Origin of the sequence: Mucilaginibacter sp. PPCGB 2223 (genome assembly GCF_001705515.1) — a bacterium.
In the GTDB taxonomy this organism is placed as follows: Bacteria; Bacteroidota; Bacteroidia; order Sphingobacteriales; family Sphingobacteriaceae; genus Mucilaginibacter.
The window spans coordinates 2,395,716-2,417,727 of record NZ_MDJS01000001.1 but is presented as its reverse complement, the minus strand read 5'-3'; the positions used below and the strand labels follow the sequence as shown (position 1 = coordinate 2,417,727).

The window sequence follows — 22,012 nt, the reverse complement described above, 5'->3', positions numbered from 1 at the left end:
TTTTTCAAAGGAAAAGCAAAATGTTTGGATAACATACGGCAGCCTTTAAAGTTGACAATGAAGGGACTTTTTTGGGGTTGTTAACAGAGGGATGGTTGTTATTAGTGCTGTCCAAAGTCTCTGACTTCGGATCTGTATGCGTCGAGTCTCAGACTCGTGTCATAGGGCATCGAAGTCGGGGTGCTTTGATGAGCGGGGGCTGGCCTCAACCAGAGACAGACACCGGAGCTGCCGGGAGATTTTTACCCACAGTAAAATGCTGCTTTTTGGTGCCCGATAATGCCCTGATGATTTTTACAGGATTCTTCCACTCAAAAATATGGATGACCCACACGGTAAATGCCAGCAGGCCGGTTTGCCCGATAAGGCTTTTGCCGACCTGTAGGATATTTTGATCGCGTCCGCGAATAGCCTGTTCCCAATCGTCACCCGTTTTGCCATACAGTTCTTCGGCAAAGCACCAGGCTCCGTCGCGCGCATTTTCGATACTGAACTGGATGAGCACCGAATTTGTATTACCCGCATGCAGGCCCAATAACGACAGCAGGGGCGAAACCTGGTCCAACTCTGCCAATACGCCGTTTGTTAAGCCGCCGATAATCGTGTTCAGAATATCAAAATCATGACGGATATCCTGCAACGGCGCACTGCCGACAGTTTGTGCAGTGGCAATACCCAGATCGAGGTTAATATGTGCGCTCATACCCAGTAACAAGTGCTCCAATATCAAAACCGACGACTTTTGCGCCGATTGAAAAGCCAGTTTCCACGATGCCGTAGGCTCTTGCTTTTGCTGCCATTGGTAGTATGCATCGAGGTAACGGTTAGCAAAAGTTACATCCAACTGCTCCATACGCGGCCCGTTTTGAAACTGGTTATTGGCTATACCCAATTTTACCGCCGCCGTAACTTTTAAATACAAGGTTGCAAAATACCCAAGCCGGCTACCAGGTTGCTGCTCGCATTGGGCAATAATAGTAGTTAGCTTTTCAATAACTTCATCGATGGTAGTAGCAGTTGTAAACATGTTGGGCTGTTTAATACTGTTAAGATAAGTATTTTAGATATGAAATATATATTGTTTGAAGTATGTCGAGCTTCAGAGCCGCAGCATAAGGCATCGAAATCTGAGACTTCGATGAGCGGAATAAATGCTATAGTTTATCACCCCCTCACCGACGACCCCCGCACCAACAACTCATGCCTTAATATAAGGCTATGCGTCAGTCGCAAATTATCATTCTGCGTCAAATGGTCAATTAAAATCTTGGCAGCAACTTCGCCCATTTCGTAGCCTTTGTAGTTAACGGTGGTGAGGTTAGGTTCGATGATGCAGGCTGCCGGGTCGTTGTTAAAACCGGCAAAGGCTACCTGTTCGGGTATTTTGATACCGGCCCGTTTGAGCACCAGCATGCAGTTGATGGCGCAAATATCGTTAGCGGCAAAAACGGCATCGGGCATAGGTTGCATTTTCAGGATATGTTCGCCGGCTTCCTGGCCCGCTTTGGCGCTCAGGTCGTTTATAATGAGCAGGTCATCGTCTGCAGGCAGGCCGCTATCCAGCAAAGCTTTTTTATAGCCGTTGTAGCGCTCGGCGTACACGTTGCGCAGGCCGGTGGCGCCTATGTGCGCTATGCGCTTGCAGCCCTGGTCGATCAGGTGGCGGGTAATATCGTAAGCTGCCTTAAAATTATCGATATGGATATTAGGGCAGGTGCGGTGCTCATAAATCCGGTCGAAAAAGATGACCGGGATGTTGCGGCTGAGGAAGTTTTCGAGATGGTCGATGTTATCGGTATCATAAGCAAGCGAAATCAGCAAACCATCCACCCGGTTGTTATACATGGTTTTGCTGTTGCTGATCTCTTTCTTCATCGTCTCGAGCGATTGGCTGATGATCAGGTTGTAATTAGCCTCGTTGGCAATCTTCTCCATCCCGGCAATCACGTCCGACATAAAGGTACTGTTCAGCCGCGGCACAATCACGCCTATGGTGTTGCTGCGCTTGGTGCGCAGGTTGCTGGCAAAGGCGTTTGAGCTGTAGCCCATGGCCCGGGCGGTTTCAACAATCTTTTTTTTGGTTTTGGCATTTACGCCGGGCATATCGTTCAGGCTGCGGCTAACGGTGGCGGCCGATAGGTTCAGCTTGGCGGCTATATCGTAAATCGTGATCTCTTTGGCAGGTTTGTGCATACAGGAGCTTGGCAGGTATCGGCAAAAATCGATTACAAAATATCGACTGCCGATGCGCTATTAAATATAAACTAATTTAACTAAATAATCAATTACAGGCAAAATATTTTTAGGCAATCGATTACTTAATTTCGATTATTGTCTCTATTTTCACCCTGGCTAAGATCAGTAAATCTAAATTAAGTTCTTTTTCTGATTTTTCGGTTTTTGTAATTTAAATGCTACGTAACGGTCAGTTTATGAATAGTTGTAAACCTTTATTTATTGCCCTGCTGCTGGCGGTTTGCCAACCGGCTTTCGCCCAGCAAAACCGGGTAATTACAGTAGATGCCGGGCAGGCAAAAGGCGCCTTTAACCGCAGTTACAATTTCTGCGTAGGAGCGGGGCGCGCCAACGAAGGCCTGCGCGCCGACTGGCAACGGCAACTGCGGTTAACGCGTGCCGGGTGCGGTTTCAGGTACATCCGCTTCCACGGTTTGCTTACCGATGATATGGGCGTTTACCAGGAAGACCGGAGAGGCAACCCGGTGTATAACTTTCAGTATATCGATGAGCTGTTCGATTTTCTGCTCAGCATCAACATGAAGCCTTTCGTCGAGCTGGGCTTTATGCCCAACGCCCTGGCCAGCGGCAACAAAACCGTTTTCTGGTGGAGGGGCAATATCACCCCGCCCAAAGATTATCAGAAGTGGAACGGCCTCATCAAACACCTGGTGGATCATTTTACCGAACGTTACGGTGCGGCAGAAGTTAAAACCTGGTACTTCGAGGTGTGGAACGAGCCTAACCTGAAAAACCTTTTCTTCAGCGGCGACCAGGCCGATTATTTTAAGCTTTACCGCGAAACGGCCAATACCATCAAATCGGTTTCGAAAGATTACCGCGTCGGCGGGCCGGCAACTGCGGGCAACGGCTGGATACCCGAAATGATCGGCTTTTGCGCGGATAATAAAGTGCCTGTCGATTTCATCAGCACACATACTTATGGCGTAAAACAGGGCTTTTTAGATCAGACGGGTACTACGGGCGTCATCGTCAGCCAGGATAAGGATGCTGTCGCGGGCGATATGCTCCGCGTAAAGCAACAGATTAAAAGCTCGGCCATGCCCAACCTCGAGCTGCATTATACCGAGTGGAGCGCGTCGTACACCCCGTCCGACCCGATACACGACAGTTATTTTGAAGCGCCATATATTTTAGATAAGATCAAAAAAGCATCGGGTGCGGTCAACTCCATGTCGTACTGGACGTTTACCGATATTTTTGAAGAGGCCGGCCCGAGGATGACGCCTTTCCACGGCGGTTTCGGCCTGCTTAATTACCAGGATATTAAAAAACCGGCTTATTACGCCTTTGAGTTTTTAAACAGGCTAAGCGATACCGAACTGAAGAATAACGATGAAAACAGCATTGCCTGTCGCGATAAAAATGGCAACGTGCAGTTATTGCTCTGGGATTTTACCATCACCCACCCCGGCGATTCGGTAAACGACCAGGTGTTTTACAAACGCGATCTGCCCGCCAAAACGCTGGGCAATGCCAGGATATCCGTCAAAAACCTAAAGCCCGGCACTTACAAAATGTATGTATATAAAACCGGTTACCGCGCCAACGATGCTTATGCTACTTATTTCGATATGCATTCGCCATCGCAATTAACTAAACAGCAGGTGCTGCAAATTAAACAGGCCAATAACGGCGCTCCGGTGGTTACAACGGTAAAAGTTCCGGCCAATGGTGTATTTGAAAAGGAATTGCCGATGCGGGAGAACGATGTGTATTTAGTGGAGTTGAAGAGGTTGGCCCCACCCAACCCTCCCCTGAAGGGAGGGCTTTAAAATGTGAACTCGCCTTTCATAAAGTCTCCCCTTCCGGGGGAGATTTAGAGGGGGCTTATTACCAAGCATATGTTACCCAATTTAGAACAAACCTTCCGCTGGTTCGGGCCTAACGACCCGGTTACCCTGGCGGCTATCAGTCAAACCGGCGCTACCGGTATAGTTACCGCCCTGCACCACATCCCCGCAGGCGAAGTATGGAGCATTGAAGAGATCAGCGAACGTAAAAGCATCATCGAAAAAGCCGGACTGGTATGGTCGGTGGTCGAAAGTGTCAATATCCACGAAAGCATCAAAACCGCGGCACCTGAGCGCGACGGCTATATCGAAAAATACATTACCACTTTAAAAAATCTCGCGAAGGCGGGCATTAAAACCGTGTGCTACAACTTTATGCCCGTGCTCGACTGGACCCGCACCAACCTCGATTACCGCTTAGCCAACAATGCTTCGGCCCTGCGTTACGATGCGCCTGCGCTGGCCGCTTTCGATTTGTACATCCTGCAGCGCCCCGAAGCTTTTGATGAGTTTACCCCAGCACAGCAACAGGCCGCCAAAGCCTATCTGGATAGCATCAGCGAAAGCGAAAAAAACTATCTCACCAATACCATTATGGCCGGCCTGCCCGGCACCGATGAGGTCTTTACCATTCCTGAATTTAAAGAGCACCTGAAAAAATATGCCCAAACCGATGCCAAAGTGCTGAAAGCCAACCTGGCCTATTTTCTGAAAGGGATCATCCCGACTGCCGAAGAACTGGGTATCAAAATGTGCATCCATCCCGATGACCCGCCGTTCCCGATACTGGGCCTGCCGCGCGTGGTTTGCAATGAAGAGGATTTGCTCGACGTGGTAAACTCCTGCCCATCGCCGTCTAATGGTATTACTTTTTGCACCGGTTCGCTGGGCGCCAATCCTGAAAACGATCTGCCGGCAATGGCAGCCAAACTGGGTAAACATATTCACTTTTTGCACCTGCGCAACGTACAGCGCGAGGCCGACGGCAGCTTTTTCGAAGCCGATCATCTGGGCGGCAGTACCGATATGTATGCCGTAATGCGCAATGTAATTGAAGAGCAAAAGCGCCGCGCCGATAGCGGCGAAGGTATTGTAGCCATACCCATGCGGCCCGACCATGGGCATAAAATACTGGACGATGTGAATTACAACACTTATCCGGGCTATTCGGTCATCGGCCGGTTAAGAGGCCTGGCCGAGCTGCGCGGGCTGGAAATGGGCATTAAGCGGACGCTGTACCAATAGGATTTCGGATTTCGAATTAACTGCGTTGAGGGCTTCGCCGTTTTCGATTTCGGATTTATTCGAATAGTAGAATGCAGATGGGAACTGTTACCATACATTTATTATCCTAAATTTATAGGTGAAATTATTTGTATCCGTATGAAAAGAGTACTATTCGCCTGCCTTACGTTATGCATCATTCAGTGTAGCGCTTTTGCCCAAACGCGCAAAACGGCGTATTCGCTCGTAGTCAAAAACGCCACCATTGTTGATGTTGCCGGTAATAAAACTATCCCGCACCGGTTGATAGCTATATCCGGCGACACTATTAAAGCGGTGGATGACGATAAGATGCTGGCCAAATACAAAGCCGCAAGGTACCTCGACGCTCATGGTAAATATGTGATGCCCGGCTTATGGGATATGCATGTGCACTTTAGGGGCGGCAATGCCATGATAGCCGATAATAAAGCGCTGCTGCCCTTGTTCCTGGCCTATGGTGTAACCACCGTGCGCGAGTGCGGTGGCGATATGACCCCTGCGATATTATCCTGGCGACGGGATATCGGGCAAGGCTTGCTGGATGGGCCGCATATTTACACATCGGGCCCAAAGCTCGATGGGCCGAAGCCTACCTGGGCCGGCTCGCTTGAAGTGCAGACGCCCGAACAGATTTCGAAAGCCCTGGATTCGCTGCAACGCATACCATCCGACTTTGTAAAAATATACGACAGCAAGATATCGCGCGAAGCCTACCTGGAGATCATCGCGCAAGCACACAAACGCGGTTTAAAAACTACGGGGCACATGCCCTTTACCACAAAACTAACCGATGGGGCCGCCCTTGGCCTCAATGGCTCGGAGCATTTGTATTATGTGTTTAAAGCCTGCTCGGCTCAAGAAGACAGTATTACCGATGCCATCATCAAAAGCCAGGATACCCCGCGGCCTATCGGTTTATTTGCAGCCTTACCGGCACTTTATAGCACGTATAGCGATGCAAAGGCTGCCGGGTTATTTAAATATCTTGCCCGGCAAAATTTTACCATCACGCCAACGCTGTACATCTCAAAAACTCTGGGCGAGATCAAGGAAACCGATCATAGCCGCGATAGCCTGCTGGCTTATATCAGTCCGCAGATACAGGCTACTTATCAGGGCCGCGTCAGCAGCGCTAAGCGTGCATCCGATGAAAGTACGCAGTTCACTAAAAAATTCGAGGCCAAATGTGCGGCGATGGTTCCGCAGATGTACAAAGCAGGCATTAACATCATCGCAGGCTCGGATTGCGGCGCATATAATTCGTTTGTGTATCCCGGCGAATCGATACACGGTGAGATCAAGCAATTGGTAGCATCGGGGTTAAGCCCGGCTGAAGCTTTGACAACCGCAACGATCAATGGCTCCAAATTTATGGGGGTAAGTAATTTTTACGGCAGCCTGCAGCCCGGCAGGTGCGCCGATATGATCGTGTTGGATGACAACCCGCTTCGGGATATCAATGCTATCGACCGTGTCGATATAGTTATTGCTAACAAAAAGGTTTACACCAGAGCCGATTTGGCTGCTTTGCTGAAGACCGTTAAGCACTAAAAAAACAACCCGGGCCGCCAGTCGGCGCCCGGGTAACCAAAAACTAAACTAAACCTTATCGTTATTTCCCTTTCAGGGAAAGTAAAACGCTGTAATAAGCCGGTTTCTTGGCATAAGTCGCATCAAACAGCAGAGGGAAATCGGGCGATGATGCGGTGTTGATCCAGCTGTCGGTATCAGCCACACCCCAAACCGTGATGCCGAACTGCTGCGCCTTGGGTACAATGCGCTGGTACGAGTCGACCACATATTTGTACAAGGCCGCCTGTTGTGTTAACTGTGCAGGGCTGGCGGTAAAGCCGGCTGTCTTGCCGGTGTTGAGCGCCAGGTCGAGCTCAGATATACGTACTTTTAAACCTGTTGCGGCCAGTTTGGTAAAGGCATTGTCGATGCCGGCTTGCGTGGTATTCAGGCTGATGTGCATTTGCGTGCCGATACCGTCGATCCTGGCGCCTTTGCCCTGCAGCTCTTTAACGTAGGCTATCAGCGAATCGAGCTTGGTATTGCTGTATTCCAAATTATAATCGTTAATAAACAACAGTGCGTTAGGGTCGGCGGCTTTGGCGTATTGGAACGCTTTTAACCCAAAATTACGCCCCAGGTAATCGGCCCAGAAAAACTGACCGTTGCCTGCCTGTGTGTTTGCGCTGGTGCGCAGGTTTCCGCCATTATCACTGATGGCCTCGTTCACCACGTCCCAGGCTTTAATTTTACCGGCATAATGAGTTACAATGCCGGTAATGGCACGCTTCAAAGCCGTATCAACATTGGCCGCGACCTGTGCCGGCGGCAAAGTGCTCGTGGTATTAGCAGCAACAACTATATTATCGATGTTATAAGTGCCGGCAGTGGTAAAGTTGAGCCTTACCTGCGGCGCGGTTTCGGCAGAGTTGAGGGTGATGTTCCAGCTGTATTTTGTCCATGTTGAAGTTGTTGTAAAGGTATTATCGCCATCATATTGGGTACCCTGCATTACTACTTTAACCGCGCCGGCGCCTTTAATGTACATGCTTACATTATACGATGAGCCGCCTGTGCCGGTAAAAGCATCATTCACGGCCTGGATGCTGTAGCTGTTTGGGCCGGGCGTAGTAACTACGACTTTAAGCGATTGTGTGCCATCCTGCGCGGTCGTATTATCAGCCGAAAATGTAGCCGCGGCTCCGCCGGTGCTGCTCACCTGGGTAAACCAGTTGGTACTGATGCCGCTTTCAAAACTGCCGTTTTTTATGAGGTTGGTGCCTGATGTTGTGGTGCCGCTTGTGAGGCTGTTCAGGTAATTGGTATTTTGCTGCGAGTGCCAGCACAGGGTATGGCCAAATACCTGCAAGCCGGCATTGGTGCACAGGTTGTAAAAATTGTCGGCAGTGGTAAAGTTAAGTGAGCCGTCATTCTGCATTACCGAGGCATTTTTTAACTCATTACCAAAGGTTACCCAACCGGCCTCCCTTTTGACCGTGTTCCAATAACCGGAGTTGGTCGATGCCAGGTTGTAAGTAGCCGCAATGCCGATGTTCATGGTTGTTGAGCCTTTGAGCGTACCTGTGGTATCAGAAGTGGTTGTTCCGGTTGTGGTGCCGGTGCCATTGTCTGTTGCGCCCGGATCGTTTTTTTTGCTGCACGATGATGCCATGATCGTGATCCCTGCCAGTGCTGCAATAGCTGCTTTTTTGATATTGTTTTTCATGGTTTTGGATAGATTTAGCAACAAGTTGTTCCCCCGCCGCTATATGCTTGGATATAGGTCGTCAATAGTTTAACGATTAAAAAAATTGGGGAAGAAAACGGGTTAATGCCCGAAAAGAAAAAGACAAGGGGTGAGGGTGGGTCGCCCCTTGTCTTTTTTTAGAAATGATACCTGGTTAATAACCGTTGTTCTGCGGGTATGCAGGGCCGGTTAATACAGCGTTGATCAGCTGCTGCGGTATAGGCCAGCGCATGTGATATGGCTGTACGTTTGCAGCGCCGTTAGGATTATACATTTGGTTACGGCGTACCAGTTGCTGGGTGCGCGCCAAATCGTACCAGCGGCGCGGATCGCCATATAATTCGCGCGAGTATTCCTCTAATATCAGGTCCATACCGCACAAACTGGTGGTAGTGGTAGTATTGTTAGGAATAGCCAATTGCGCTAATTGAGCAGGTGTTAAAAGCATCGCAGCAGCATTGGCGGCATTAACCGCTGCAGCATTTGCCGGGGTTACGTGAGCCGCGTTGGCAGCAACCAACGATGCGTCGGCAACGGTGCGGTATGCGGCCCGCTGTCTAAGTACGTTTAACGATGTTGCCGCGTTTGCCACGTTGCCCAGCATATAATTGGCTTCGGCATTCATCAGGTATACTTCCGAAAAGCGCATCATGATGATCGGGCGGCTCGACAAGTCAAGGATCCCCGTACGCCTTGGGTCGTCAAACTTTTTAACGGTTGGGAAAACAGCACTTGTATACTGCTTTGGCGTAATAATTAATCCTTTAAATGCATCGCGGCGGGCCATCGTCACATCGGCACCGGGCATCAATATGGCAGTATCGCCATCTAATGGTACGATAGACGCATTTTGACCCGGAGAAGTAGCACCGCCGGGCAAACCAGATGAGGTACAAATGAGCTTACCCTTCGAGGTAACGCGGTCGCTTTGCAGTCCGGCAGTTACATTGGGGTTGGTACATATCCAGTAAGTTTGGAAAGTAGCATCATAACGCGTATCATGTACCTGGTCGGCAAAGGCTACATCCATGGTGTAGGGCTTGTTCGGGGCCAGTCGTATAAACGGGCGACCATTAAATACATCGCGCACCATACCTGCACTGCCACCCATTTTTTGTGGTACAGCGTCGACGCCGGGAACGTTGTCTACACCCGGGCCCACATAGTTAAAGCGTTGCAAAACATAAAGTTGATTGATACCGAACCCGCCATTTCCCTGTTGTGTATAATTGGAATATAACGGATCGGAAATGCCATAATCGATGGCAAACATGTTTTCTTTACCGTAATCGTTAGCGGGCTTGTGCGCGTCAAAGTAATCCTGCCATAAATCCAGTCCATAGGTGGCTTTATTGGCGATAAGCGCTGCGGTGAGGTCGGCAGCTTTTTGAAAATCAGTAGGCTGTTTCGCCTCTGTGTAACCCCTGGTAAGGTAAGCTTTGGCCAGGTAAGCGTTAGCAGTAGCTGCCGTAGCGCTTTTCCCGACGCCTGCTGCCGAAAACGGATTTGTGCTGGTAATAGTATTGGGCAAACCCGCTGCTGCATCTGTAAAATCCTGTATAATCAAGTTATAGATGTCAGTAAGTTGTGCCGGCGCATCAGACGAAACCGCCTGGGTATTAAAAGTGGTATGTAACGGGATACCGCTTTTTTGGGTGGCGGTAACACCGCCATAAGTTTGCACAAGGAAGAAATAGATGAAGCCACGTAAAAACTTGGCCTGCGCCACAAATTGTGTGCGGGCAACAGGGTCGGTAATAAGCGCGGAATTTTGAAACACACCGTTAAGCGTATTGATATCCACATACAACCCGGTGATATCAGGCGTGTTTGAAGAGGTAATGCCTTTGAACGAATTATATAAAGGCGCAGTATTGCCGGCGCTGCCGCCAGGGATGTTTTCGTCTGTGCCGTCATAAAACCATACAATCCCTTCACCCGAGAAAGTCGATCTCAAATCCTGGTATACACCGGTCACCGCGGCCTGTACGCCCCCTGCGGTGCCAAAGTAATCAGGGTAAAGAGCTGAGCGGGGCTGCTCTACCAATAGTTTTTTGCAGCCTGTAGCTGCCGTAAGTCCTACTATCGCCGCTAATATAAAACTGCTTTTATTTAATATTTTCATGTCAATTTTTATCTAAAGTTAAAACCTTGCGTTAATTCCTATAATAAAGTCACGCGTTTGCTCGCCTGCGCTTAGGCCCACGCCGCGGAAAAAACCGCCACCCTGGTTTGCACCTCCAATATTGCCACTTGCTGAAACATCGGCGGGGTTATTGGATGCGCCGCCAGTGTTATTATAAGTATAGTTAGATTCCGCATCGGGCACAGAGAAACCATGTTTCGTAACAGGCGCGTAAATAAAGAATGGATTGGTTACGTTCGCGTATATCCTTAACGAACTCATACCTACTTTCTTCAGCAGGTTGCCGGGTACGTTATAACCCAGGTTAATGCTTTTCGCCCTGATAAACGATCCGTCATAATATTGCAAGGTAGAATAATACGGCACCGGTGCATAAGAGTTGGGTTCGGGGAAAGCATTGGTAGGGTTGGTAGGTGTCCAATAATCAATAACCGGCTGGTTATGGCGCCCCTGGTTAAGGAACTGCCAACCATTGGTTGCCGAGTTTGATGACGACACATAAGGCACTACGGTAGTAAAGCCCATACGGCCCTGGATCACGATATTCAGGTCGAAGTTTTTGTAGCTGAAGCGGTTGGTAAAACCGAAGGTATAGTTAGGATTAAAATGGCCGATGATCTGATCGTCGTTAGCATCGATCTTTCCGTCGCCGTTTAAGTCTTCAACTTTTATTGACCCCGGTTTCTGGCCGTAAACTGCAGCTTGTGCCGCCTCGCTGGTTTGCCAGATGCCTAATTTCTTCACATCATAAATAACATTAAGCGGCTGGCCTACAAACTCGCCTGCGCCGATATTAACCAGTCCGCCATTAGGCAGGCTTACTATTTTCTCGCGGCTAAAGGCGATGTTAAAGTCGGTCGACCAGTTAATGCCTCTCGCATTTTGCAAATTAACGCTGCTTAAGGTAATTTCTAAGCCCCTGTCTTCGCTTGTTCCCAAATTGGTTTGTTGCGAACGGGCGCCGGTTGTTACCGGTAAAATATTGTTCAGGATGATACCCGTAGTCGTGGTTTTATAAACCTCTACCGAACCGGTTATCCTGCTGTTCAATACGCCAAAATCTAAAGCTAAGTTATATTCTGCCGATCGTTGCCAGGTTAAGGTTGGATTAACCAGCGTACTTACCAAAACACCTTGGGCATCGCCGGCAGATATGCTGCCAAATTGGTATTTAACCGCGTTTAGCTGCCCTAATGTACTATAAGGTGCAATAGTAGTTATAGTTGAAGTTTCTCCGTATCCCCCGCGTAATTTCAGGTTATCGATAAAAGTGAACTTTTTCATAAAGCTTTCATTGCTGATCACCCAACCTAAACCTAATGAGGGATAAGTAGTACGCTGATGCCCTTCTGCCAGGGCCGAGTTGGCGTCCGAACGAATGGTGGCAGTCAGGTCGTATTTACGATCAAAGGCATAGTTCAAGCGGCCTACGTATGAAACCAGCCCCTGTTCCTGGAATGAGCCGCCAACGTTGGTGATGGTTTGGGCAAGGCCAAGGTTAGAGTTCTTGTTGGCGTCTGAGGGGATACCGGTTGCACTGATATTTGAATTTTCGGTGTGGGCCAATTCGTTGGTGAAGCCGGCAACAAAGTTCACACTATGTTTTTGCGCAAATACGTTATCGTAAGTGAGCAAATGTTCCTGATTTACACGATAAGAATAATTGTTGACAGTGCTGGCATTGGTTTTAGCAATGGTGGTAAGGTCGACACCATTTTGGCCATTATAAGTTCCTTGCAACGATTGTGAAAAATTGTAATTTACCGTATAGCGATACTTTAAATGTTTTATGGGCGTAAGCTCGCCGTATAATATATTGTTGCTAACAAAACCACGGGTATAATTATAATATTGATCTGGCAAATTACCCGGAAGCAGCGGGTTTACAAAAGTTCCGTCCTGCAGATCAGACTGTGGTGCCCCATTGATAGAACCGTCCGCTTTATAAGGATAGGTTAAAGGGCTGATATAATAAGCTTGTTGCAATTGCCCTCCACCACCGGTATTGATTGCCCGTAAGGTGGTTAAGGTGGTTAAACCAAATTTCAGGTAATCATTTATCTTATGGTCAACAGAAGCGTTTAATGATAACCGCCGGGTATAATTATTATTGCGCTCGACAGTGTTGTTGGTACGGTAGCCTACGCCAATATTAAATTGTGTACGCTCGGTACCTGCGCTAACCCTTAAATTTTGATCCCAGGTATAAGCATTTTGCAATAACAAATTAGCATAATTACTACTGATGCCTTCGGCAAGCGCTTTGCTTTCAATGGCCGAATTTGATATAAAATAGTTATTAACGGTTTGGTTATTTTGCAACAAGGCTCCTTGCGTAGCATCGGTTATTAATTGCGCAAATTGTGTACCGTTCAACATTGTCAAAGTCCCTTCTATTTTATTGACAGCATAGTAGGAATCATAAGAAGTGATTGTTTGCCCCACACGGCCGCGTAGGGTCGTAATTAAAATTACACCACCCGAAGCCCGTGAACCATAAATTGCAGTGGCAGATGCACCTTTTAATACATCTACGCTTTTAATGTTGTTCGGGTCAATGTTTTCGATAGAATTATAATAAGGCTGTCCGTCTAAAATAATCAGTGGTCCGTCTGTTCCGGGCGCGGCTCCGGTTGTGCGGTTACCTCTTAAAGTAACAACGGGTCCGTTAGGCCCGGTAACCACATCCATACCGGCTACCCGGCCCTTTAATTGCTCGAAAACGTTCGAGGCAGGTATTTCTTTTAATACTTTGGAATCTACTGTTGCTACAGTTCCGGTAACATCTTCACGTTTTAATGTACCATAACCTACTACCACAACCTCATTGAGGTTGTTTGCCCCGGCTGTAAGCACGATTTTTAAGTTATTGCTTTTTGAGGTTATGGCAACTTCCTGAGGAGTATAGCCAATAAAAGATATTACCAGCGTTGATGAGCCGGCTGGTACCTTGATAGAAAAGTGGCCGCTGATATCGGTAGCCACTCCGGCACTTGTGCCTTTAATCTTAACATTGGCGCCAATAATCGGCTCGCCCTTATCGTCTGATACAGTACCGCTGACTGTCGACTGGGCGTATATGCTCATTGAAAACAAGCAGCTACAGATGAGAACAAGTAGCGTTTTCCAGCATTTTAAGAGTTTAATTTTTCTCATAATCTGATCGTTTAATTAGTCTTTTTGTTGTGAGTTGGGTTGATTAAGTTTTTTCATCACGATTTGCCAGTGAACGTTGTACGGTCACTGTGAAAACTATCGGGTGTAAACCTTTCAATAGTCGAGGGAGTGGATGCGGTGGGTTGCGTAAATAAAAGTTTCTCCATGCAGTAATTGATCTAAATGGGTTAATTAATTGGTTCAATAAAAATTTCCTGCCAAACAAGGTTTGCTGTAATTGTACCCGTCATTGCGAAGGGCGATTACCGGAACCGAAAGCTGAACAAGAAGGTGTAATTGGTTATAACGTATGGTAAAAGTAGAAACAAATTTTTAAAAAAAACAATCGATTGCAAAAAATATTTTATTTCAAACAAAAAGCAACCGTATTTTAGAAGCGAAATGCTTTGGTTTGTGGTAAGATTGATAATTAATGATTTGATTATTTAGTAAAATATTAATAAAAAAGCTATTTTTATGGCTTTTTGATGATTTTCGAATGGTCGCCATTTTTTTAAAATTTACTGATACCGATTAAAATTGCTGGCATAACCTGACTTGATTTTGAGTGTAAATCGTACACAATTACCCAACTATTGTTGCAGCATACTCCTGTTTTTTGCCTGATATTCCTTCAAATTCAATTTTATTTGTAATCGATTGCTTAATTTGTTTATACTTGTATTGTGGTAGTTAAAGCGCAACTATCAAAGCCAATTAGCCTTTACTTTAGTCGGCCTGCCGGTACATATATGGCAGGTGTAAATAATTAAAATGATGATGAAAACCGGAACCTACGCTTTTTTGCTTTTTTTATTTTTTTATATCAACGGAGCAGTAGCTCAGCAAAAAATAGTTGATAACAGTAAGGGGTTAAAGGATTATTACAAAAACTATTTCCCTATCGGTGTGGCGGTAAATGTGCAGGCGCTAACACAGTATAAATCGCTGATCCTTTCGCAGTTTAATAGTATAACACCCGAAAACGCCATGAAAATGGCGCCAATACACCCGCAGGAGAACAGGTATAGCTGGCGCGATGCCGATTCGATCGTCAGCTTTGCACAGTCGCACGGTTTGCGCGTACGCGGCCATAACCTGTGCTGGCATGAGCAAACACCCTATTGGTTGTTTAAAGATTCGACAGGGGGCCGCGTAACCAAAGAAGTTTTGCTGAAACGCCTGCACGATCATATCCAAACCGTCGTAAGCAGATATAAAGGGAAGATATACGCCTGGGATGTGGTGAATGAGGCTATCGATGACGACAGCACCAGGTTTTTGCGTAATTCGCTCTGGTACCAGATTTGCGGCGACGAATTTATCATCAAAGCCTTTGAATGGGCCCACGAGGCCGACCCTAAGGCTATATTGTTCTACAACGATTACAATACCGAGCGCCCCGAAAAACGTGAGCGCGTTTATAAACTGTTAAAAATGCTGGTTGATAGGCATGTGCCAATTAACGCTGTAGGCATACAAGCTCATTGGTCGGTTTACGAACCAACAGTGAGCGACTTAAAGAAAACTATCGAACAATTCTCATCGCTTGGTTTAAAGGTGCAGGTTACCGAGCTGGATGTATCGATATACCCCTGGGAGAAAGAACGCCGCGCCAAACGCCCCGGAGAATCTGATACGTTAACGCCCGAACTGGAGCAAAAGCAATTGGAAAAATATACCGAGGTATTCAAAATATTCAGGCAGTATAAAAAGGTAATTACAGGCGTTACTTTTTGGAACGTGTGCGACCAGTTCACCTGGCTCGATCAATACCCGGTACCCGGGCGTAAAAACTATCCTTTATTATTTGATGTGAACCAACAACCCAAAAAGGCCTACTGGGGCGTCGTTAATTTTTAAGAGAACCTGAGGTATGAAAGTATATATGATCCGGATTTTATTGCTGATTGTTGTTTTAGGTTACTGTAAAATAAGCTATGCAGCAGGCGAAAAGCCCTATATTACTACAAAAAATGTCACGGGCAGTTTTGCATTGGCTGCTGCCGGTAAGCCCGTCAATATTTATGGCAGTAACGATGATTACCCGGGCGTTATCCGTGCGATGAAAGATCTGCAAAACGATCTGGGTTCGGTAACAGGTAATCAACCTGCATTTTCAACTACGGCGCCGTCGGGTACTTGTGTGCTTATCGGTACTGTTGGTAAAAGCAGTTTGATAGACGATCTTGTAAAAAAGCATAAGCTCGATGTACGGGATATCACCGGCAAATGGGAAAACTTTATTATACAAACGGTACAGAATCCTCTACCGGGTGTGAGCAGCGCACTGGTAATAGCCGGCAGCGATAAGCGCGGTACTATTTTCGGTATTTATGATCTTTCGGCACAGATAGGCGTATCGCCCTGGTACTGGTGGGCCGACGTGCCTGTTAAAAAGCAGGCTGATCTGTATGTATTGCGGGGCAGATATACCCAGGGTACGCCGGCCGTAAAATATCGCGGTATTTTTATTAATGATGAAGCGCCGGCCTTCTCGGGCTGGACGAAGGAAAAATTCGGCGGGGTGAACCACCTGGCCTACGAAAAAGTTTTTGAGCTGATACTGCGTTTAAAAGGCAATTACCTGTGGCCGGCTATGTGGGCCAACGCATTTAACGATGATGATAAAACCGACCCGGCGCTGGCTGATGAATACGGCATAGTAATGGGCACGTCGCACCACGAACCTATGGACCGTGCACAACAGGAGTGGAAGCGTTATGGTACCGGCCCCTGGGATTATGAGAAGAACGCCGATGTGCTGAAAGCCTTCTGGAAAAAAGGTATCGAAAATATGGGCAACAAAGAAACCCTGGTTACCATTGCCATGCGCGGCGACGGCGATATGGCAATGACCGAGGGCAGCAACGTGGCCCTGCTGGAAAAGATAGTCAAAGATCAGAGGCAGATCATTGCCGATGTCACCGGTAAGCCTGCCGAAAAAACGCCGCAAATATGGGCGCTGTACAAGGAAGTACAGGATTATTACGATAAAGGCATGCGTGTGCCCGATGATGTTACGCTGCTGCTGTGCGATGATAACTGGGGCAACATCCGCAAATTGCCCAAGCTGGGCGATCCTAAGCGTGCGGGTGGCTATGGCATTTACTATCACTTTGATTATGTGGGTGGCCCGCGTAACTACAAATGGTTAAATACAAACCCGATTGCTAAAACCTGGGAACAGATGCACCTGGCGCACGAGTACGGCGCCAACCAGGTTTGGATAGTGAACGTGGGCGACCTGAAGCCGATGGAGTTCCCGATATCGTTCTTTTTAGACTATGCCTGGAACCCCGACCGGATACCGGCCGGCGGGCTGGATAAATATACCCGCGATTGGGCAGCACAGCAGTTCGGGCCCGAACATGCGGCTGAGATAGCGTCCATCTTATCAAAATACACCAAATACAACGGCAGGCGTAAACCCGAGATGTTAAACGAAAATACTTATAGTTTAACCAATTACCGCGAGTTTGAAAACGTGGCTGCCGACTATAATAATCTTGAACAGGAAGCAGAGCACCTGTGGGAGAAAATGCCCGCCGAATATAAGGATGCTTATTTTGAGCTGGTATTGCACCCCGTAAAGGCCTGCGCCAACCTAAACCAGATGTACTATACGATAGCCAGAAATCGGTTTTATGCGCAGCAGGGCAGGGCGGCTACTAATACTACCGCTGCCGAAGCAAAAGCATTGTTTGCCAAGGATGCCGAAATATCAAGTTACTATAACCATACATTGGCTAACGGCAAGTGGGACCATATGATGGATCAGACCCATATCGGCTACACCTACTGGCAGCAACCGCCTGTTGATAAAATGCCCGAAGTAAAACAAATAGACCTGCCTGCCACTGCCGACATGGGCGTTTATGCCGAAAGTAACGCTGTGCTGGCCACAGACCAGGCCTTGCCGGTATTTTACCCTGTAAAAAATGGCAGTTACTATATCGATGTTTTTAACAAGGGTAAAGAGCCTTTTACGTATACGGTAAGCGCCGAACCTTTTATCAATATCACCAACGTAGCAGGCAAGGTTGATGAGCAAAAACGCCTGATGGTGAGTATTGATTGGGCCAAAGCACCTGCCGGGCGACATGAATACCCGGTTACTATAAAAGGTGCCGGTAAGGAAGCTACGGTAAAAGTCGTAATCGAAAACATACCTTTTGCAGGCAGCGGTTTTGTAGAAACAAATGGCTATGTGAGCATGGAAGCCATCCATTATACCAGAGCGGTGAATGGCAATAACATCAAATGGGAAGTGTTGCCCGATCACGGGCGTACGCTATCGGCCATAACTACTTTCCCGGTAACGGTGCCTGTACAAACGCTGACCGAAGCTACGCCACACCTCGAATACCAGGTAAACCTGAGCCGGAGCGGTGAAATAAAATTGATCACTTATGTTTCGCCTTCGCTGGATTATAATGCTGCCGGCGGCTTAAAATATGCTGTTTCGATTGATGGTGAGGCCCCGCAGGTGATCAATTTACAAGCCGATAATACGGAACGACAATGGGGTATAAACGCAGGCAATAATGCCAATATCCAGTCGTCGGTACATCAAATTACCAAAGTGGGTGTGCATACCGTTAAATACTGGATGATCAGCCCGGGTGTGGTGCTGCAAAAACTGGTGCTGGATTGCGGTGGTTTGAAACCGAGTTATTTAGGGCCACCCGAGAGTGCAAGGAAATAGTAGCTCATGGAGTTGTTGGTGACAACACCAACAACGGCGTAAGGTGTGCATACCGTTAAATACTGGATGATCAGCCCGGGTGTGGTGCTGCAAAACTGGTGCTGGATTGCGGTGGTTTGAAACCGAGTTATTTGGGGCCGCCTGAAAGTGCGAGGAAATAGTTTATGGTGTTGGTGACAACACCGATGACGGTGTAGAATTAAGTTAGCTCTTCGAAGTCTCCTGACTTCGAAGCAATATGATCATAGTCTTCAGACTATCGAGTGATTTCTGTAGTCAGATATTACAGGCATAATCGTTCGAAGTCAGAGGCTTCGAACAGCAGGAGGCTTATTTCCCCTGCTCCGCCTTGATATTCCTCGCCACATCCACCATGGGCGCTATCCAAATATCTTTTTCGTGAGCCTTGAGGTATTGCAGTAATTTGGCATGTGCAGTCCTGTCTTCATTAATACTATGCCCGCCGCCAACGCCATGAAACAGGAATACGCAAAGCGTATGCGTCTCCTGCGCCTTTTTTACCAGGTTGATCATATAATCTGCTGGCTGGTTCTGGATTGTAAAACTGTTGATGTTGTCCAGGTCGACCTGCGCAGCGCTTTGCAGGCCGCCGGTTACGCCACGTGCGCCGGCAAAATCTTTACGCAGGGCCGTATAAAAATCAACGCCGCCAATCTTCAGGTCGCCGCAGGGGTAGGCAAAGGTGCGCTCGTTCTTCCCGTCGATGGCTTTTAGCAGTACGTTGTTGGCGCGTATCTCATCCACAGCGCGGCCGATGGTGTATTTGCTCAGGTCGTGGTCGGGCGATACCCAACTGCGGCCTGGCTGGCTGCCATCGCAGGGGTGAAACAGGGCGTGATTGCCCAGTTCGTGTCCTTCCTTTGCCGCCTTGCGCCATAGCTCCATCCGGTTGTTGATTACCGGGGATGAGCCGATAATATAAAAAGTGCCTTTCAGCTTTACCGAGTCGAGGGCGGGTACTACGTTATCCAGGTCGATATCCACCGCATCGTCGTACGTGAGGACTACGGCGCACTGTTTATTGTTCCAAACTTTGAGGCCTTGCTGAGGTACAGCCGATATATTGGTAAACGCGAGTGCAGCAGCCACGAAACCGGCATATAGTTTTTTCATCAGGTTTATAATTTAGGTCGGGCTAAGGTATCGATTTATAAACTTAATTAACTGGCTTTAAACGGATCGATAGTCTGAATGGTGCCGTCGGCATTATGCTTCAACTCGGTAACCTTAATGTTGCGCAGGTGGGTTTTGCCCGAGAGTTCGGTATCGTGATAAAAGATGTACCACTTGCCTTTAAACTCTACTATCGAGTGATGGGTGGTCCATCCCTGTACGGGTTTCATTAGCATGCCCGCATACGTAAACGGCCCGAAGGGTTTATCGCCGATCGCATACTCCAGGTAATGCGTATCGCCGGTAGAGTAGGAGAAGTAGTATTTGCCTTTATACTTATGCATCCACGAACCCTCGAAGAAACGGTGATCGTGATCTTTAGTAAGCAAAGGTTTACCTTGTTTATCCAGTATCACCACATCTTTAACCTTGCCGTCAAAGTGCATCATATCTTTACTCATTTTTACCACTTTACAGCTTAAGGCTGGTTCGTTATCGTGGCCAAGATCGGTTTTTGAGCCGTTGGCATCGTACTTGCCGGTTGCCCAGCGCTGCAATTGCCCGCCCCATATACCGCCGAAATACATGTACGATGAGCCGTCGGTATCGGTAAATACGGCCGGGTCGATGCTGAAGCTGCCCGGTATAGGCTGAGGCTGTGCCTTGAATGGCCCGGCAGGGTTTTTCGAGGTAGCTACCCCGATGTGGAACACATCCTTTTTATCCTTTACCGGGAAGTACAGAAAGTAGGTGCCGTTTTTATAGGCGGCATCAGGCGCCCAAAGCTGGCGACCCGCCCATGGGATGTCTTTAATATCGATGGCCACACCATGGTCGGTAACCTTGCCGCCGATGTAATCCATCGACAGGATATGGTAATCGCGCATGGCAAAATGGTCGCCGTTATCGTTTTCGGGTATCCCGGCATCAATATCGTGCGAGGGGTAGATGTATATTTTGCCGTTAAAAACATGTGCCGAAGGGTCGGCCGTGTAGATGTTCGAGATCAGCGGCTCGGTCAGGAATTTCGGCTTTTGTTTTTGTGCAGATGCCTGGTAAAAGGCCATTGCCCCGGCAAGTACGGCAAGGGTTTTTTTGATGTGCTTGTTCATAATTCGGCAACAGGTGTTTTATGGTTTGATGATTTGCGCTGCGTAATATGCTTAGGTAGCAATTATATTACGTAACCGATTTCATAAAATTAATTGGCTGATACAATATTAGATAAATTTTGTTGAAATAAAAAATCAAGCAAAAAATGATTTTGACAGGATTTACTCGTTATTAATGTATATAACGGATGGGTAGCAGCGGCATACAGTTATGTAATTTTATGAAACCGATTTCATAAAATTAACACTTTGTAATAATGAGATAGTTGGAAATGGTGGATATCTTGAAATATAATTAACTAAAATGAAATTTAATATCTCAATTTTTTAACAAATTGATAATAATATAGCGCTAATGATAGTGGTTTTTAAAAATATGGCGGTTTTTATGAAAATGTTAGCTACCTTAACCGTTATTTTTGATTAAATGACAGAGCCCCGGAGAATTGAACCCTTATCGAACGCGTCGACCGTAATTGCGGGCATTGTTATTTTATTGATTATTGCTACTGTTTTTTTGAATGACGGCTGCCGCGATAAGGTGCACCGTATTTATAATATGATACCTCCGCGCAAGGCCAAACTAACTATATCCCTGCAAAACGGGCCCAATGATTTCTTAGCATACCAGGCCCTGGTATTTGATGGTAAGGATTCGCTGACTACCGATAACGAAGGCGAAGTGGTTATTGATGACCTGCCTTTGGGTAAGCACGAGTACAGCATTATGTACGGCGACTCGGTGCACCACTATACGCTTAACCTGAAAAAAGACTCGCTGATCATCGTTAACCCGCGTATGCAGGGACACGATGTTGTGCAGGGTGATAACAACCGGTATGTTGCCCCGATGATACAGCAGCAACAGGATAAAACGGTAAGGTATGATGAACAATGGTTTACCGTTGGCCGGTCGGTGCAGTTTGGCCCCATCTGCGTAAAGCTGCTCAAAATGGATAACAGCACTAATACGGTATATGTAAATATTTGCCACACTTCGGGCAATTTTACCTGCCAAACCACTATTGCCGATAATACCGAGCTAAGCCGGGATAACTGGATACGGTTTATAGACGGAGGGTATAATTACAGGCTGGTGCTTAACCGGATAGACAGTACCGCGCAGGAAAAAAAGAATCTTGCGGCCTTTGTTAGCTTAACCCAAACAGCAAGATAATTCTT

Annotated in this window: 14 protein-coding genes; 7 read left to right on the top strand and 7 right to left on the bottom strand. The window is 47.3% G+C overall.

Translation table 11 applies throughout. The features are described 5' to 3' along the window. Positions 1 to 205: 205 nt before the first annotated feature. Together BEL04_RS10480 and BEL04_RS10475 are read right to left on the bottom strand one after the other, a co-directional pair. On the bottom strand, positions 206 to 1,027 hold the full coding sequence (locus BEL04_RS10480; protein WP_066003087.1) for a DUF5995 family protein: 822 nt from the start codon (positions 1,025 to 1,027) through the stop codon (positions 206 to 208). Between the two features lie 137 nt (positions 1,028 to 1,164). Then, the gene (locus BEL04_RS10475) at positions 1,165 to 2,193 is read right to left on the bottom strand and encodes a LacI family DNA-binding transcriptional regulator (RefSeq protein ID WP_066003086.1); all 1,029 of its coding nucleotides are present in this window, start codon (positions 2,191 to 2,193) and stop codon (positions 1,165 to 1,167) included. Positions 2,194 to 2,432: 239 nt separating this feature from the next. Between BEL04_RS10475 and BEL04_RS10470 the strand changes: the two genes are divergently transcribed. The 3 genes from BEL04_RS10470 (at position 2,433) to BEL04_RS10460 (ending at position 6,866) form a co-directional block, all read left to right on the top strand. Continuing rightward, positions 2,433 to 4,031 carry a glycoside hydrolase gene (locus BEL04_RS10470; RefSeq protein ID WP_066003085.1) on the top strand — a complete coding sequence of 533 codons (1,599 nt, stop codon included), beginning with the start codon at positions 2,433 to 2,435 and terminating at the stop codon, positions 4,029 to 4,031. A 69-nt stretch (positions 4,032 to 4,100) separates the two neighbouring features. After that, a complete protein-coding gene (uxuA, locus tag BEL04_RS10465; RefSeq protein WP_066003084.1) occupies positions 4,101 to 5,294 on the top strand; it encodes a mannonate dehydratase in 1,194 nt (397 codons plus the stop codon). Positions 5,295 to 5,432: 138 nt separating this feature from the next. Beyond that, positions 5,433 to 6,866 carry an amidohydrolase family protein gene (locus tag BEL04_RS10460; RefSeq protein ID WP_066003074.1) on the top strand — a complete coding sequence of 478 codons (1,434 nt, stop codon included), beginning with the start codon at positions 5,433 to 5,435 and terminating at the stop codon, positions 6,864 to 6,866. Between the two features lie 61 nt (positions 6,867 to 6,927). Here the strand turns inward: BEL04_RS10460 and BEL04_RS10455 are convergent, their stop codons facing one another. The 3 genes from BEL04_RS10455 to BEL04_RS10445 all read right to left on the bottom strand — a co-directional run bounded on the left by BEL04_RS10455 (position 6,928) and on the right by BEL04_RS10445 (position 13,807). Beyond that, complete coding sequence (locus tag BEL04_RS10455) at positions 6,928 to 8,553, bottom strand: endo-1,4-beta-xylanase (protein WP_066003071.1); 1,626 nt, start codon at positions 8,551 to 8,553, stop codon at positions 6,928 to 6,930. A 175-nt stretch (positions 8,554 to 8,728) separates the two neighbouring features. After that, positions 8,729 to 10,699 (bottom strand): RagB/SusD family nutrient uptake outer membrane protein, encoded by a 1,971-nt coding sequence (locus BEL04_RS10450; protein ID WP_066003069.1) that lies wholly within the window; start codon positions 10,697 to 10,699, stop codon positions 8,729 to 8,731. Positions 10,700 to 10,717: 18 nt separating this feature from the next. Continuing rightward, positions 10,718 to 13,807: a SusC/RagA family TonB-linked outer membrane protein gene (locus BEL04_RS10445; RefSeq protein ID WP_066003068.1), complete on the bottom strand. Its 3,090-nt coding sequence runs from the start codon at positions 13,805 to 13,807 to the stop codon at positions 10,718 to 10,720. Between the two features lie 843 nt (positions 13,808 to 14,650). Between BEL04_RS10445 and BEL04_RS10440 the strand changes: the two genes are divergently transcribed. From BEL04_RS10440 to BEL04_RS24755, 3 genes are read left to right on the top strand one after another with little or no spacing between them, the layout of a single operon-like run. Then, a complete protein-coding gene (locus BEL04_RS10440; RefSeq protein ID WP_139112977.1) occupies positions 14,651 to 15,739 on the top strand; it encodes an endo-1,4-beta-xylanase in 1,089 nt (362 codons plus the stop codon). Between the two features lie 13 nt (positions 15,740 to 15,752). Then, positions 15,753 to 18,584, top strand: a complete 2,832-nt coding sequence (locus BEL04_RS10435) for a glycosyl hydrolase 115 family protein (protein ID WP_083227847.1) — start codon at positions 15,753 to 15,755, stop codon at positions 18,582 to 18,584. Between the two features lie 59 nt (positions 18,585 to 18,643). Then, the gene (locus BEL04_RS24755) at positions 18,644 to 18,745 is read left to right on the top strand and encodes a hypothetical protein (RefSeq protein WP_175404053.1); all 102 of its coding nucleotides are present in this window, start codon (positions 18,644 to 18,646) and stop codon (positions 18,743 to 18,745) included. Between the two features lie 169 nt (positions 18,746 to 18,914). Here the strand turns inward: BEL04_RS24755 and BEL04_RS10430 are convergent, their stop codons facing one another. After that, positions 18,915 to 19,718 carry a polysaccharide deacetylase family protein gene (locus BEL04_RS10430; RefSeq protein WP_066003063.1) on the bottom strand — a complete coding sequence of 268 codons (804 nt, stop codon included), beginning with the start codon at positions 19,716 to 19,718 and terminating at the stop codon, positions 18,915 to 18,917. A gap of 47 nt (positions 19,719 to 19,765) precedes the next feature. Further along, positions 19,766 to 20,785 (bottom strand): glycoside hydrolase family 43 protein, encoded by a 1,020-nt coding sequence (locus tag BEL04_RS10425; RefSeq protein WP_066003626.1) that lies wholly within the window; start codon positions 20,783 to 20,785, stop codon positions 19,766 to 19,768. A gap of 472 nt (positions 20,786 to 21,257) precedes the next feature. Here BEL04_RS10425 and BEL04_RS10420 point away from each other — a divergent pair, with 472 nt between their 5' ends. Continuing rightward, positions 21,258 to 22,007 (top strand): hypothetical protein, encoded by a 750-nt coding sequence (locus tag BEL04_RS10420; protein ID WP_066003062.1) that lies wholly within the window; start codon positions 21,258 to 21,260, stop codon positions 22,005 to 22,007. Positions 22,008 to 22,012 lie beyond the last annotated feature (5 nt).

Coding starts and splice junctions, on each gene's coding strand:
- BEL04_RS10430 (WP_066003063.1), bottom strand. CDS start 19,718: ATGAAAAAACTATATGCCGGTTTCGTGGCTGCTGCACTCGCGTTTACC.
- BEL04_RS10425 (WP_066003626.1), bottom strand. CDS start 20,785: ATGGCCTTTTACCAGGCATCTGCACAAAAACAAAAGCCGAAATTCCTG.
- uxuA (WP_066003084.1), top strand. CDS start 4,101: ATGTTACCCAATTTAGAACAAACCTTCCGCTGGTTCGGGCCTAACGAC.
- BEL04_RS10450 (WP_066003069.1), bottom strand. CDS start 10,699: ATGAAAATATTAAATAAAAGCAGTTTTATATTAGCGGCGATAGTAGGA.
- BEL04_RS10460 (WP_066003074.1), top strand. CDS start 5,433: ATGAAAAGAGTACTATTCGCCTGCCTTACGTTATGCATCATTCAGTGT.
- BEL04_RS10420 (WP_066003062.1), top strand. CDS start 21,258: ATGACAGAGCCCCGGAGAATTGAACCCTTATCGAACGCGTCGACCGTA.
- BEL04_RS10455 (WP_066003071.1), bottom strand. CDS start 8,553: ATGAAAAACAATATCAAAAAAGCAGCTATTGCAGCACTGGCAGGGATC.
- BEL04_RS10475 (WP_066003086.1), bottom strand. CDS start 2,193: ATGCACAAACCTGCCAAAGAGATCACGATTTACGATATAGCCGCCAAG.
- BEL04_RS10445 (WP_066003068.1), bottom strand. CDS start 13,807: ATGAGCATATACGCCCAGTCGACAGTCAGCGGTACTGTATCAGACGAT.
- BEL04_RS10440 (WP_139112977.1), top strand. CDS start 14,651: ATGATGATGAAAACCGGAACCTACGCTTTTTTGCTTTTTTTATTTTTT.
- BEL04_RS10435 (WP_083227847.1), top strand. CDS start 15,753: ATGAAAGTATATATGATCCGGATTTTATTGCTGATTGTTGTTTTAGGT.
- BEL04_RS10480 (WP_066003087.1), bottom strand. CDS start 1,027: ATGTTTACAACTGCTACTACCATCGATGAAGTTATTGAAAAGCTAACT.
- BEL04_RS10470 (WP_066003085.1), top strand. CDS start 2,433: ATGAATAGTTGTAAACCTTTATTTATTGCCCTGCTGCTGGCGGTTTGC.